The sequence below is a fragment of the Xanthomonas sp. NCPPB 3218 genome (genome assembly GCF_056725185.1).
Genome location: NZ_CM161516.1, coordinates 799,844 through 813,505 on the forward strand (window position 1 = coordinate 799,844; position 13,662 = coordinate 813,505).

Consider the following 13,662-nt stretch of genomic DNA (forward strand, 5'->3'; position numbering starts at 1 on the left):
AGCCTGCGCTGGATGGCCGCGCCGATGGTGCGGCAGCGGGGAGTCTGAGGTGGCGTCGGTCGACGATTTCCTGGGATATCTGCAGGTCGAGCGGCAGGTGTCTGCGCATACGCTGGATGCCTACCAGCGCGATCTTGCTGCGTTGGTGAGCTGGGCCGGCGAACAGGCCATCGACGATGTGGCGCAGCTCGATAGCGCACAGTTGCGGCAGTTCGTTGCGGCCGAGCACCGGCGCGGGTTGTCGCCCAAGAGCCTGCAGCGTCGCCTGTCGGCATGCCGCAGTTACTACGCCTGGTTGCTCAAGCATGGCCGCATCGCCGCAAGCCCGGCGGCGGCGCTGCGTGCGCCCAAGGCGCCGCGTAAATTGCCGCAGGTACTGGATGCCGATGAAGCGGTGCGTCTGGTCGAGGTGCCCACCGACGCGCCGCTGGGCCTGCGCGATCGCGCCTTGCTGGAGCTGTTCTATTCGTCCGGGCTGCGCCTGAGCGAGCTCTGCGCGCTGCGCTGGCGCGACCTGGATCTGGACAGCGGCTTGGTGATGGTGCTCGGCAAGGGCGGCAAGCAGCGCCTGGTGCCCGTGGGCTCGCATGCGGTCGGCGCGCTGCGCGACTGGCTGCGCGACAGCTGCGGGCGTGCCGATACGCATGTATTCCCCGGCCGCGCCGGCGGTGCGATTTCGCAGCGCGCAGTGCAGATCCGCATCAAGCAACTGGCAGTGCGGCAGGGCATGTTCAAGGACGTGCATCCGCATATGCTGCGGCACAGCTTTGCCAGCCATATCCTCGAATCCTCCGGCGACCTGCGCGGCGTGCAGGAATTGCTCGGCCATTCGGATATCGCCACCACGCAGATCTATACGCATCTGGATTTCCAGCATCTGGCCAAGGTCTACGACGCCGCGCATCCGCGCGCCAGGCGCAAGAAAGCTGCTGAGTGAGTGGCGCGGCGTGTGTTGCGCGTAGCGGTTAACCACTTCTCTGAAGTACCGCCGCGTGCGAATCGCCGGTCTTGAGCCCCTATCGCATTGGGAGAGGGGCAAGAGCGCAGGCATCGGTGCCTGTACGCGGATCCATGCGCGGGCCTGCGTGGTTATTCGGGCCGGAGCGTTTCTTGCAGTGATGCGCATATGACGGCCGCATACTGCGGTGACAGGTTTGCGCAGCAGCGTCTCCGCGCCGGCGACGATCACCCGGTTCATCCCGAAGCGCACACCACGCTCCCAATCGTTCTCGTGTGCGGCTGCTCAATCGCTGCGTGCCGGGAGCGCAGACGCATGCTGTCTGCCGTCTGAGCGCGCTGCATCAGTCGCCCGCGCCGCATGCGCGCAGCATGCTTGAACCCGGCAGGGGCGTCCCCACCTCATTGGAAACCCCCGGAGGACCCATGGACCCCAGCCAGAACCCCAACATCGTTCACGCCACCACCATCATCTCGGTTCGGCGTGGTGGGCATGTCGCCGTTGCCGGCGATGGCCAGGTCACCCTCGGCCACACCGTCATGAAGGGCAATGCGCGCAAGGTGCGCCGGCTCGGCCGCGAGGGGCAGGTGCTGGCCGGTTTTGCCGGTGCCGCCGCCGATGCGTTCACCCTGTTCGAGCTGTTCGAAGCCAAGCTCGACAAGCATGGGCAACTGACCCGTGCCGCCGTGGAGCTGGCCAAGGATTGGCGCACCGAGCGCCGCCTGGGCAAGCTCGAGGCGCTGCTTGCGGTCGCCGACAAGGAAACCTCGCTGATCATCAGCGGGACCGGCGACGTGATCGAACCGGAAGACGGCATCATCGCCATCGGTTCGGGCGGTTCGTACGCCCTCTCGGCCGCCCGCGCGCTGCTGGCGCACACCGAACTCGATGCCAAGACCATCGCCACCGAAGCGATCAACATCGCCGGCGATATCTGCATTTATACCAATCGCAATGTGGTGGTCGAAGAGCTGTGAATCGGGATTTGGGATTGGGGATTCGCAAAAGCACTCCTTTCCCTGCGCCCGGACACGCATCGATCGTTCCTACTCCGCTTTTACGAATCCCCAATCCCCAATGCCAAATTCCGATACCTCAACCATGACTCCGCGCGAAATCGTGCAGGAGCTCGATCGTCATATCGTTGGCCAGCACGATGCCAAGCGTGCGGTTGCCATCGCGCTGCGTAATCGCTGGCGCCGCATGCAGCTGCCCGAAGAGCTGCGCAACGAGGTGATGCCCAAGAACATCCTGATGATTGGCCCGACCGGCGTCGGCAAGACCGAGATCGCGCGGCGTCTGGCCACCTTGGCCAATGCGCCGTTCGTCAAGGTGGAAGCCACGCGCTTTACCGAGGTCGGCTATGTCGGCAAGGATGTGGAACAGATCATTCGCGACCTGGCCGACACCTCGGTCAAGCTGTATCGCGAACAGGCCAAGGTGCGCGTGCGCAACCAGGCCGAAGAACGCGCCGAAGACCGCCTCCTGGATGCGCTGCTGCCGCGCCGTGCGGCCGGGATCGGGTTCGATCCGGAAGCGGCGCGCAACGAGCCCTCGGCGCAGGACAACGACACCCGCATCAAGTTCCGCCGCATGCTGCGCAGCGGCGAGCTGGACGAGCGCGAGATCGAGCTGGAAGTGGCGGTCAACGCCAGCATGGACATCATGACCCCACCGGGCATGGAAGAAATGGGCCAGCAGCTGCGGCAGATGTTTTCCAACCTGGGCAGCGGCAAGTCGCAGAAGCGCAAGCTCACCATCAAGGCCGCGCGCCCGCTGCTGATCGAAGAAGAAGCCGGCAAGCTGGTCAACGAAGACGACGTACGTGCGGCGGCGATCGAAGCCTGCGAGCAACACGGCATCGTGTTCATCGATGAGATCGACAAGGTCGCCAAGCGTGGCGAAGCCGGCTCCAACGGCGGCGATGTCAGTCGCGAGGGCGTGCAGCGCGATCTGCTGCCGCTGGTGGAAGGCTCAAACGTGTCTACCAAGTACGGCACGGTCAAGACCGACCATATCCTGTTCATCGCCTCCGGCGCGTTCCATCTGGCCAAGCCCAGCGATCTGATTCCCGAATTGCAGGGCCGTTTCCCGATCCGTGTCGAATTGACCGCGCTGACCAAGGCCGATTTCGTGCGCATCCTCACCGAGCCCAAGGCGGCGTTGATCAAGCAGTACGAAGCCCTGCTGCAGACCGAGGGTGTGCGCCTGACCTTCGGCGCGGATGCAGTGGAGCGCCTGGCCGAGATCGCCGCGCAGGTCAACGAGCGGCAGGAAAACATCGGCGCGCGCCGCCTGCATACGGTGCTGGAGCGTCTGCTCGATGTGCTGAGTTATGAGGCGCCGGATCGCGATGGCCAGAGCGTCACGGTCGATGCGGCCTACGTCGATGCGCAGCTCGGCGAACTGGTGCAGGACCCGGACCTGAGCCGCTATATCCTCTGACGGCGAGGGCACCGCACTAGAGAGTTGGTCGGTGGCCGCGTGAAAAGCTGTTTGCCGAACGTGCGTCGGACTTCGAGCCGGCGCATCAGGGTCACGGCGCGCATCACGCACTGCCCTTGCTACTCTTAAGCAAGCACACCGACCATCTCCGATGGTCCTTGCCCGCCCACCGTCGCGGGACCTTACGCGGCATGGATGCCGCGTAAGAGCCTACAGGGACGTACTTGCGGCGTGTCCTGCGATGGTGGGCGGGCAAGGGCCTCGCAGCCAAGCCGCAGATCAAGCGCTCTGCAGCCAAACCGCTGCACCCAAACCGCTCAGTCCTCGCCGATATCCTCGTTCCACACGTCCGGGTTGGCCGAGATATAGCCGCCCAGCAGGTCGATGCATTCCTGGCTCTGCAGGTCGATGACAGTGACGCCTTGCTCGCGCAGCCAGGACACGCCGCCCTGGAAGGTGACCGACTCACCGACCACCACGGTGCCGATATTGAACTGGCGCACCAGCCCGCTGCAGTACCAGCACGGTGCCAGCGTGGTGACCATGATGGTGTCCTTGTAGCGACGCTGCCGGCCGGCCTTGCGGAAGGCATCGGTTTCGCCATGCACGGAGGGATCGTTTTCCTGCACGCGGCGGTTGTGGCCGCAGCCGAGCAGACGTCCGTCGTTGTGGTACAGCGCCGCGCCGATCGGAATGCCGCCTTCGGCCAGGCCCTGGCGGGCTTCGGCAATGGCGGTGTCGAGCAGTGCGCGGTAGTCGGGGGTGGTGATCATGCAGGCTCCTGGGTGGCGGCGTCGGCGCGACGCAGCATGTCGATGTGGGGAATGCCGTCTTCCAGATACGGTGCGGACGAGGGCGTGAAACCGTGTGCGGCGTAGAACGCCTGCAGGTGTGCCTGCGCGCCGAGTTGCACGGCGCTGGCAGGCCACTGCCGGTGCACCAGCTGCAAGCCTTCCCGCAGTAATGCGTGTGCGAAGCCGTGGCCGCGCTGCGTGGCGGCAATCACTACCCGGCCGATGCTTGGCTCGGGGTAACTCACACCGGGCGGTAGCACGCGCAGATAGGCGGCCAACGCACCGTCGTCGGTGCTACCGAGCAGATGCAGCACGCCCGGCAGGCTGTCCTTGCCATCCAGCTCCGGATACGCGCACTGCTGCTCCACCACGAACACATCCGAGCGCAGCCGCAGCAGCGTGTACAACTGCGTGGTGCTCAGTTGGTCGAAGCGCAGGCATTGCCAGTGCAGCGAGGATGGGGACAGGGACGACATCACCGCATGATAGCGGCTGTGTCGCGTCAGTCGACCGCGCTGTCGGTGTCGATCGCCACCACCACCGACATGCCCGGGCGTAGCCGCGGTGCCAGCGCCTGGTCCGGATCGACGCTGATGCGCAGCGGAATGCGCTGGGCGATCTTGACGAAGTTGCCGGTGGCGTTGTCGGCCGGCAGCACGCTGAATTCCGAGCCGGCGGCCGGGGAGATTTCCTGCACACGGCCGTGCAGACGCGCATTGTCCAACGCATCCACGGTGAAGCTGGCGCGTTGCCCGATGCGGATCTTGGCCATCTGGGTTTCCTTGAAATTGGCCACGATCCATAGCGTGTCCGGCACCAGCGACATCAGCTGCGTGCCATTGGTGACGTAGGCACCCTGACGCACGCCGAGCTGACCAAGCTGGCCATCGCGCGGGGCCAGGATGCGCGTGTTGTCCAGATTGATCTGCGCCAGTTGCACGGCTGCCTGCGCGTTGGCCACCGCCGCTTCCAGGGCGGCGCGATTGACGGTGACGCTGCGTGCGTTCTCCTCGGCGGCCTGCACGGCGGCACGCGCCTGTGCCACGCCGGCATCGGCCTGCGCACGTGCGGCGAAGGCGGTGTCGCGATCCTGTTCGGATACCAGTTTCTGCTCGGCCAGCTGCTGTGCGCGCGCATACGCCGAGCGGGTGCGGTCGCGCTGGGCCTGATTGCTGCTCAGTGCGGCGCGTTGTTCGGCGATGGTGGCATCGGCGCTATGCCGCTGCTGGTCCCAGTTGGACAGGTTGGCCTGGGCGGTCTGCAGCTGCGCCCTGGCCTGTTCGAGCTGCTGGGCATAGATGCGGTCGTCGATCCTGGCCAGCAACTGGCCGTGTTTGACGTGGGCGAAGTCCTGCACCGGCACCTCGGTGACATACCCGCTGACCTGCGGCGCAATCACCGTGATCTGGCCATGCACCATTGCGTTCTCGGTGCGCTCGACGGCGCTGACGAACGGCGGCAGGCGCCATGCATACAGCACCAGTGCCACGCCGAGCAGGGCCAGCCCGCCGAAGCCGATCACGCCACCGATGCGGCGGCGCCTGCGACGTTGCAGATCGGCAGGAGAGGTTGAAGCTGCAGGTGTATTCATGGGCGCGCGGTGGAAGCAGGAGAGGGGGACGCAGCGGGTGGGCGCAGGTAACGCCGCCACACCAGCACGGACAGGATCCACAGCCCGGTGGCGATGGCGATGCAGCCGATCAACAGGAACACGTCGTTGTAGGCGAGCACATTGGCTTCGCGCGTGGCCACGCTGCCCAGGGCGCGCACGCCCTGGGCCTGGCGCAGGGCCGGGTCGCCGATGCTGCGGCCGTACAGCGCGGCATAGGCCTGCACGCGCGCGGCCACTTGCGGGTCGGTCAATGCCAGATGTTCGACCAGTTGGCTGGAATGGTATTTCTCGCGCACGACCTGCACGGTGCCGAGCAGCGCGCTGCCGAGCAGGCCGCCCATGTTCTGTGCCATGCCGAACAGCACGATGAAGCTGATCAGATTGCCGGGCTGCGCGATGACCCGGCCCAGCCCGGCCACCATCGCCGGGCCGATGAAAAAGGTGCTGCCAAAGGCGAGCAGGAACTGGCTGACGTACATCTGCTCCGGGCGGGTGAGGCTGGTGGCATCGGCATCCATGAAACAGCCGATGCAGATCGCCGCCACCGCAATGATCAGATGCTCGGCCACCCGCGCCGGATTGATCAGCCACGCGCTGGCGGCCACGCCGACCACTGCACCCAGCAACATCAGCGCGAACAGGGTCTGCAGCTGCGTGTTGGCCAGCCCCAGGGTCTGGAAGAAGCCGATCGCGCCGGTGCTCTGCTCGGACAGTACCAGCCGGATCAGCAGGATCGCCAGGCCCAGCCGCAGCATGTCGCCACTGGCCAGCCAGCGCGTGTTGATCATCGGGTTGCGGCGGTTGTGCTCGATCCACGCCGCCGTGCACAGCAGCACGATGGAGGCCGCCAGTACCACGCCCAGCCACGGCGTGCTGGTCCACCACAGCAGCCGCCCCAGCGACAGCACCGCCGCCAGCCCGGCCGAACCGGCCGCGAACAGGCTGAAGGTGAGGAAATCCAGCGGCTCGAACACCCGATAGCGGTCGCTGGGCGGCAGCTTGAGCGCCAGCACGCAGGCCAGCGCGAACACCGCCAGGCCCAGTTCGAACAGGTACAGACCCTGCCACTGCGCAAATTCCAGCAGATCGGTGGAGAACACCCGCGCCAATGGCAGCGCCAGCTGGGTCACCCCCAGCCCGGTCACCACCGCCTTGAGCCGGTACCTGGCAGGGAACGCCTGGATCACGTAATACAGCCCCAGCGAGCTGAGCGCGGCGCCCACCAATCCGTGCGCAGCACGCACGGTGATCGCCGAGCTCAGGCTGTGCACGAACAGATGCGCGAAGGCGATGACCGCATACAGCGCCAGGAAGATCTCGGTGAAGCGCCGCAGCCCGAACTGCTGGCGGAACTTCACCAGCAGCAGGTTGGCCGACATGTTGGTCATCACGTAGGCGGCCGGCAGCCAGGCCATTTCGGTGGCGTAGGCGCCCAGCGTGCCCTGCAGATAGGTCAGGTTGGCGGTGACCAGCGCATTGCTCAGCCCGCCGGTCAGCGCCACCACCACGCCCACCAGCCCGTACTGGATGCGGCGCCGGGTGGAGTGCAGGGGGGTGGAGGCCGACCCGGGCAGGGTGGGCTTCTCGTGGGGCTGCCAGTCGCGCTGGACGTACTTGTCGTGCACGCAGGGCTCGCAGGGCCGGTCGCAGGGAAGGCAGCGATTGTGGTCCGGTTGCGGTCATGGCGGCGTCAGCAGTGCGATAATCCGCCCATGAGCGAATCCCCCTATACCTCCGGTACCACCCATTTCGGCTTCCGCGACGTCGCTGCCAAGGACAAGCAGAAGCTGGTCGGCGAAGTGTTCACCTCGGTCGCGCGCAACTACGACCTGATGAACGATCTGATGAGTCTGGGCGTGCACCGCGCATGGAAACGCTACTTCGTGGCGACCGCGCAGGTGAAGCCGGGCGACCGTGTGCTGGACCTGGCCGGCGGTACCGGCGACATCGCCGTGCTGCTCAAGGAGCGCGTCGGCAGCGAAGGCGCGGTGGTGCTGGGCGACATCAATGCCGGCATGCTGTCGGTAGGCCGCGACCGGCTGACCAACCGCGGCCTGGTGGCCGGCTTCGATTACGTGCAATGCAATGCCGAGGCGCTGCCGTTCCCGGATCAGAGCTTCGATCTGGTCACCATTTCCTTCGGCCTGCGCAATGTCACCGACAAGGACGCCGCGCTGCGCGAGATGTATCGCGTGTTGAAGGTGGGCGGGCAGGCGCGCGTGCTGGAATTTTCCGAAGTCACTGCCGACTGGTTCAAGCCGATCTACGACTTCCACTCGTTCAAGATCCTGCCCAGGCTGGGCCAGCTGTTCGCGCGCGACGCCGACAGCTACCAGTACCTGGCAGAAAGCATCCGCAAGCACCCGCCGCAGGAATCGCTCAAGGGCATGATGGGCGAGGCCGGATTTGCGCGTTGCCACTACAAGAACCTGACCGGCGGCATCGTGGCGATCCACTCCGGCTACAAGATCTGACCCGGATCCGACGCAGCGTGATCTGAGCGTCCGGTCCGGCGCGCAGCATGCGCCGGACATCGCGCGTCGGACATCGCACGAGCACGCCATGCTCGTGTCCGCTTGCCGCACGATTGCACTGTGCGCAGGTGCGTTTGCCGACAAACTTTTGAGACTCCCGTCGCGTCGGCTCCACCAACGGTCGGCGACACTAGGCGCTCTTTTGCCGGAGACGTGGATGCGCTTGTACGCAGGGTTGTCGCGCGTGTTTCCCCGCTCCTTCAGCGCCAAGCTGCTGGCGGTGACCTTTGTCGGCATCCACCTGCCGTTGCTGTTGTTGATCGCCTGGCTGGCCGCGCAAAGCGAGTTGAGCGGGCGCCCGCTGTGGTCGGTGGTGATCGTGGCGCTGCTGGCCACGCTGGCTGGCACCGCGGCGACCCTGTCGGCCCTGTATCGCCTGCTCGCACCGCTGCGCATCGCCGCCGACGCACTGGATGCGTATTACGCCGATCAACGTCTGCCCAGCCTGCCCGAACATGGCGACGACGAACTGGGGCGGTTGCTGCGTGGCATCAATCGCAGCCTGCGCGGCATCGATGCCGGCATGCGCGATCTGAAGAAGCACGCCTTGTTCGACCCGCTGACCGAGGCCTTGAACCGGCGCGGCTGCGAGCAGGCGATGCGCGATTCGGTCACCGCCGCGCAGCGCGAAGGCTGGCCGTTCGTGCTGTTCGTGCTGGACATGGACAACCTCAAGCCGATCAACGACCGCTTCGGCCATCTGGCCGGCGATCGCGTGCTCGTGCGGCTGGTGGAATCGGCCTACGGCTGGCTGGGCGCGCAGGACTGGATCGGGCGCTGGGGCGGCGACGAGTTCCTGATCGGCGTGCATGCCAGCGAGGACGACGCCACGCTCAAGCTCAATCAATGGCTGTCGATGCTCGAACGCGAGGATGCCGACGAGGCGCCGCTGCATGTGAGCGCCGGCAGCGCGGTGTGCGAGCGTGGCCTGGATGCCACCGAGCTGTATCGCCGCGCCGATGCGGCGATGTATCGCGCCAAGTTCTCCGGCGGCCGGCGTCTGGTGCGCGACGGGCATGACAGCCCGCGCAGCCATCCGGTGGTCTAGGCGATCCGGTAATCGCCTGGCGGCCGGGCCGCAGGCGGGTGCACGCTAGGCACGGGTAGCCTGAGTTACGCCATTAACGCGGTTACTGCGTAAGGTTCGCGCCGATCCGGCCAGCGACATGCACGGTGTCCCCAGCCGGCGCGGGTTGAGCAGCCGGCAAGCGCTCGCCATCGGCCGCACGGGCAGGCAACCGCCCGGGGCGTTAAAATGCCCAATTCCCTTGCTGCGGTGCCGTCGATGCGCTTCCCGTTCCTGTCGCTGTCCCTGGCCGTGTCCATCGCGCTGGCCGGCTGTTCCAACGAGTCCACGCCGCCGGCCGCCAGCACCGCTGCGCCGGCCACCACTGCCAAGGCCCCCGTGAAAGCAGACGCCCGCAACCACGACGAAAGCTCCTACGCCCAGCCGCAGCTGGTGGTGATCAAGGATCTGGCGCTGGACCTGAAGCTGGATTTCGACGCCAAGCAGATCGGCGGCACCGCCACCTACACGCTGGAATGGAAGGACAAGGCCGCCAAGCAGCTGGTGCTGGACACGCGCGAGCTGAGCATTGCGCAGGTGCAGGCCGACGACGGCAAGGGCACGCTGGCGCCGCTGCAGTTCGCGCTGGCGCCGGCCGACAAGACCTTCGGCAGCAAGCTCACCATCGAGGCGCCGAATCAGCCGGCCAAGGTCGTGATCACCTATCACACCGCGCCGACCGCCTCCGGCCTGCAGTGGCTGGAGCCGTCGATGACCGAAGGCAAGCAGTTGCCTTTCATGTTCAGCCAGTCGCAGGCGATCCACGCGCGTAGCTGGGTGCCGTTGCAGGACACCCCGAGCGTGCGCTTCACCTACAGCGCGCATGTGACCTCGCGCCCGGACGTGATGGTGCTGATGAGCGCCGACAACGACCCCAAGGCCGCGCGCGACGGCGACTACAGCTTCAAGATGCCCGAGCCGATTCCGTCCTATCTGCTGGCGATCGCCGCCGGCGACGTGGTGTTCAAGCCGATTTCCGCGCGCTCGGGCGTGTGGGCCGAGCCGGCCATGGCCGACAAGGCCGCCAAGGAATTCGAAGACACCGAAAAGATGATCGGTGCCGCCGAAAAACTCTATGGCCCGTATCGCTGGGGCCGTTACGACATGCTGGTGCTGCCGCCGTCGTTCCCGTTCGGCGGCATGGAGAATCCGCGCCTGACCTTCGCCACGCCCACCGTGATCGTCGGCGACAAGTCGCTGGTCTCGCTGGTCGCGCACGAACTGGCGCATAGCTGGTCCGGCAACCTGGTGACCAATGCCAGCTGGAAGGACATCTGGCTCAACGAAGGCTTCACCACCTACGTGCAGGCCCGCATCACCGAGGCGCTGTATGGCGTGGAGATGGCCGAGATGGAGCGCGAGATCGACCAGGGCGACCTGCTGGCCGAAGTGAAGGACATGGCGCCGGCCGACCAGGCGCTGGCGCTGCCGCCGCTGGCCGAGCGCGACCCCGACGAAGCCCTGAGCCAGGTGGCCTACGTCAAGGGCGCATGGTTCCTGCAGTTCCTGGAGCAGCGTTTCGGCCGCGAGGTGTTCGACCCGTTCCTGCGCGGCTGGTTCGACGATCATGCGTTCCAGAGCGCCACCACCGACCAGTTCGTCGATTACCTAAACAAGAACCTGCTGGACAAGCATCCCAACACGGTCAGCGCGGCCGAGGTGGATGCGTGGTTGAAGCAGCCGGGCATCCCGGCCTTCGCCGCCAAGGCACGCTCGCGCAGCTTCTCGATCGTGGACACCGCGCGCATCGCCTGGAGCGGCAGCGGCACGCTGCCGAGCAAGCAGGTGACCGGCGAATGGGGCACGCAGGAATGGGTGCACTTCCTCAGCGGCATGGGCGCCACGCTCAAGCCCGAGCAGCTCAAGCAGCTGGATGAGGCCTACCACTTCACCGGCACCCCGAACGGCGAAATCGCCATGCGCTGGTATCCGCTGGCGATCCGCAGCGGCTACACCGATGCGCGCCCCGCTGCAGGCGAGTTCATCGAACGCGTCGGCCGCCGCAAGCTGGTGCTGCCGATCTACGCCGAATTGTTGAAGACCCCGGACGGCATCGCCTTCGCCGAGCAGGCCTTCGAAAAGGCCAAGCCCAGCTACCACCCGATCACCACCGCATCGGTGGCCGAGATGATCGCCAAGGCCAAGGCGGCACCGTCGGCGCAGCCGCAGCCGTAATGGCAGGGGAGGGCGTTGTAGACGCCCTCCCGCCGCTTTCCTTGCTGCATCGTGCAGGCAGCATCGCGCCCTGCAATCGCCGTCGTAGGAGCGCACCCGGGCGCGACGTGGCTTTACCGGGAATGCTCCATCGCGCCCGGGTGCGCTCCTACGCTGTGTGGCCGTTTGATCGCGGCTGTCGCGGGCAGGCTGGTATCGTTGCCGCTGCCTTTCATGCCTTCCGGAGTCGACGATGAAGTATCTGCTGAGCGCGGCCTTGTGCGTCGCTGCAGTGAGTGGCTGTACCGACCGCGAGGCGCAGCGTCAGGCGCAGGCAAGCGCGCAGGCGCAAGCCAAGCAACAACAGGCCGACGCACTCGCCAAGCAATACGACGAGGCGGTGACGGCCGGTAACTGGGACATGGCGCGTGCGCATGGCGCCGCACTGCTGGAAGGCTACGCCGGCACTGCGGCAGCCACACGCATCGAACCCGGCTATGCCGACATCAAGGCCAAGGGCGACCAGGCGCGCGAACTGCGCCGCATGCAGGCGTTGTGGCAGTACTCGCAGGTGCCCGCCAAGGGCGGCACGCAGCGCTCGGCGATGATCGATGCCAAGAGCCGCGTGGATGTCGACGGCAGCGGCCCCAAGCCGGTGAGCCTGGTGTTCCGTGATCACCCGCAGTGGAAGCGCCACAGCTATCTCGTGCTCAAGGCCGGCGACTTCAATTGCTATGGCGGTTGCAAGGTGCAGGTCTCGGCCGATGGTGGCGCAGCACGCCCGATGGCCGCGCACCGCCCCGACACCGATGAAGCGATCGCGATGTTCATCGACGACGACAAGGCGCTGTGGAAGCTGGTGCGCAATGCCAAGCGCATCAGCATCGCGTTCCCGGTGAAAGCTGGCGGCACACGCACGGCAGAGTTCGACGTGGGTGGCCTGGATACCACCCAGATGCCGGGCTGGAAGTAGGCGCACCGCCCTTGCACGGCAACAGCTGCGTAGTCGGCGTACTGCATCGGCATGAGGTGCCGGTCCATTCGGGTGAGTGCGCGATGTGCGTTCCCTGACGGCTTGCGGCGTTGCCTCAACCATCTCTGGAGTCTCCTCACGTATGGACGCCATGGCCATCAAACAGATCTCGCCCGCGTTGTCCGGCTACCGCCACTGGGTATTCGACATGGACGGCACGCTGACCGAAGCGGTGCATGATTTCGCGTTGATCCGACGCGCGTTGGAGATCCCGCCCGAGGCGGACATCCTGCACCACCTGGCATCGCTGCCGGCCGAGCAGGCCGCAGCCAAACACGCCTGGTTGCTTGAGCACGAGCGTGAACTCGCACAGGCCGCACAGCCTGCGCCCGGTGCAGTGGCGCTGGTGCGTGCGTTGCAGGCAGCCGGATGCCGGCTCGGCATGCTCACCCGCAATGCGCGCGCATTGGCGCAGGTGACATTGCAGGCGATCGGCCTGCACGATGCATTCGCCTGGGACGACATCGTCGGCCGCGATGAGGCCGCCCCCAAACCCGCACCCGATGGCCTGCAGTATTTTGCGCAACGCTGGGCGGTGGAGGGCACAGCACTGGTCATGGTCGGCGATCACCACAACGACCTGGCCTGCGGCCGTGCAGTCGGGGCCTGCACCGTGCTGGTCAACACACCCGGCGATCCATGGCCCGGCCTTGCCGACTGGCGGTTGCAGGATTGCACGCAGTTGCTGGCGCAGTGGAACCGCTAGCGTGAGCTTTGGCGAGTAGGCCAGGCGCGCGAAGCATGGAGTGCGATGCGTGGCTGGCCGCGTGTCGCTGGATGACGATGACGATCAGGACACCGTCATCGCATTGGAAGTGACATGCGCTCGAAGGGGCGTGGACGCTGCTGAATCTTGCAACGCGTCATCAGCAAGCCGGACAGCACACGGCTGTCTGCGCCGTACCCTCGCCCGCCCTTCGGGCACCTTCTCCCGATGGGAGAAGGGAAACGCGGCAGCACCCCGTTCGACGACGTAGCTGGCCTTCGGTGAGGTGTTGCCTTGCGCAAGCCACAGCAAGCTATGTCGCCTCCAGCGTGCAAGGTGCGCAGCACTGACCGACAGGCA

Annotated in this window: 12 protein-coding genes; 8 read left to right on the forward strand and 4 right to left on the reverse strand. The window is 66.2% G+C overall.

The window, feature by feature from the left end; translation table 11 throughout:
• Positions 1 to 49: 49 nt before the first annotated feature.
• The 3 genes from xerC (at position 50) to hslU (ending at position 3,403) form a co-directional block, all read left to right on the forward strand.
• The gene (xerC, locus tag AC1PLS_RS03470) at positions 50 to 937 is read left to right on the forward strand and encodes a tyrosine recombinase XerC (RefSeq protein WP_184432196.1); all 888 of its coding nucleotides are present in this window, start codon (positions 50 to 52) and stop codon (positions 935 to 937) included.
• Positions 938 to 1,383: 446 nt separating this feature from the next.
• A complete protein-coding gene (hslV, locus tag AC1PLS_RS03475; protein WP_005997221.1) occupies positions 1,384 to 1,935 on the forward strand; it encodes an ATP-dependent protease subunit HslV in 552 nt (183 codons plus the stop codon).
• Positions 1,936 to 2,035: 100 nt separating this feature from the next.
• Entirely contained in the window at positions 2,036 to 3,403 is a 1,368-nt protein-coding gene (gene hslU, locus AC1PLS_RS03480) for an ATP-dependent protease ATPase subunit HslU (RefSeq protein WP_024940232.1), read from the forward strand.
• Positions 3,404 to 3,720: 317 nt separating this feature from the next.
• Here hslU and AC1PLS_RS03485 read toward each other — a convergent pair whose 3' ends face one another.
• The 4 genes from AC1PLS_RS03485 to AC1PLS_RS03500 are packed head-to-tail and all read right to left on the reverse strand — an operon-like array spanning position 3,721 to position 7,434.
• A complete protein-coding gene (locus tag AC1PLS_RS03485; RefSeq protein ID WP_184432194.1) occupies positions 3,721 to 4,176 on the reverse strand; it encodes a nucleoside deaminase in 456 nt (151 codons plus the stop codon).
• Positions 4,173 to 4,673 (reverse strand): GNAT family N-acetyltransferase, encoded by a 501-nt coding sequence (locus AC1PLS_RS03490; protein ID WP_024940234.1) that lies wholly within the window; start codon positions 4,671 to 4,673, stop codon positions 4,173 to 4,175. Before AC1PLS_RS03490 ends, AC1PLS_RS03485 begins: the two co-directional genes overlap by 4 nt.
• A 26-nt stretch (positions 4,674 to 4,699) precedes the next feature.
• On the reverse strand, positions 4,700 to 5,788 hold the full coding sequence (locus AC1PLS_RS03495; protein ID WP_039523380.1) for an HlyD family secretion protein: 1,089 nt from the start codon (positions 5,786 to 5,788) through the stop codon (positions 4,700 to 4,702).
• Positions 5,785 to 7,434: an MFS transporter gene (locus tag AC1PLS_RS03500; protein WP_481104206.1), complete on the reverse strand. Its 1,650-nt coding sequence runs from the start codon at positions 7,432 to 7,434 to the stop codon at positions 5,785 to 5,787. The genes AC1PLS_RS03495 and AC1PLS_RS03500 overlap by 4 nt, the downstream gene beginning before the upstream one ends.
• 87 nt (positions 7,435 to 7,521) lie before the next feature.
• On the opposite strand from AC1PLS_RS03500, the gene ubiE reads away from it, so the two are divergent.
• The 5 genes from ubiE to AC1PLS_RS03525 all read left to right on the forward strand — a co-directional run bounded on the left by ubiE (position 7,522) and on the right by AC1PLS_RS03525 (position 13,302).
• Positions 7,522 to 8,283 carry a bifunctional demethylmenaquinone methyltransferase/2-methoxy-6-polyprenyl-1,4-benzoquinol methylase UbiE gene (gene ubiE, locus AC1PLS_RS03505; RefSeq protein ID WP_104594044.1) on the forward strand — a complete coding sequence of 254 codons (762 nt, stop codon included), beginning with the start codon at positions 7,522 to 7,524 and terminating at the stop codon, positions 8,281 to 8,283.
• A gap of 217 nt (positions 8,284 to 8,500) precedes the next feature.
• A complete protein-coding gene (locus tag AC1PLS_RS03510; protein ID WP_024940237.1) occupies positions 8,501 to 9,391 on the forward strand; it encodes a GGDEF domain-containing protein in 891 nt (296 codons plus the stop codon).
• A 237-nt stretch (positions 9,392 to 9,628) separates the two neighbouring features.
• A complete protein-coding gene (locus AC1PLS_RS03515; protein WP_481104474.1) occupies positions 9,629 to 11,584 on the forward strand; it encodes a M1 family metallopeptidase in 1,956 nt (651 codons plus the stop codon).
• Between the two features lie 232 nt (positions 11,585 to 11,816).
• Positions 11,817 to 12,536 carry a hypothetical protein gene (locus tag AC1PLS_RS03520; RefSeq protein WP_065032122.1) on the forward strand — a complete coding sequence of 240 codons (720 nt, stop codon included), beginning with the start codon at positions 11,817 to 11,819 and terminating at the stop codon, positions 12,534 to 12,536.
• Positions 12,537 to 12,678: 142 nt separating this feature from the next.
• Entirely contained in the window at positions 12,679 to 13,302 is a 624-nt protein-coding gene (locus tag AC1PLS_RS03525; protein ID WP_481104207.1) for an HAD family hydrolase, read from the forward strand.
• Positions 13,303 to 13,662: the final 360 nt, after the last annotated feature.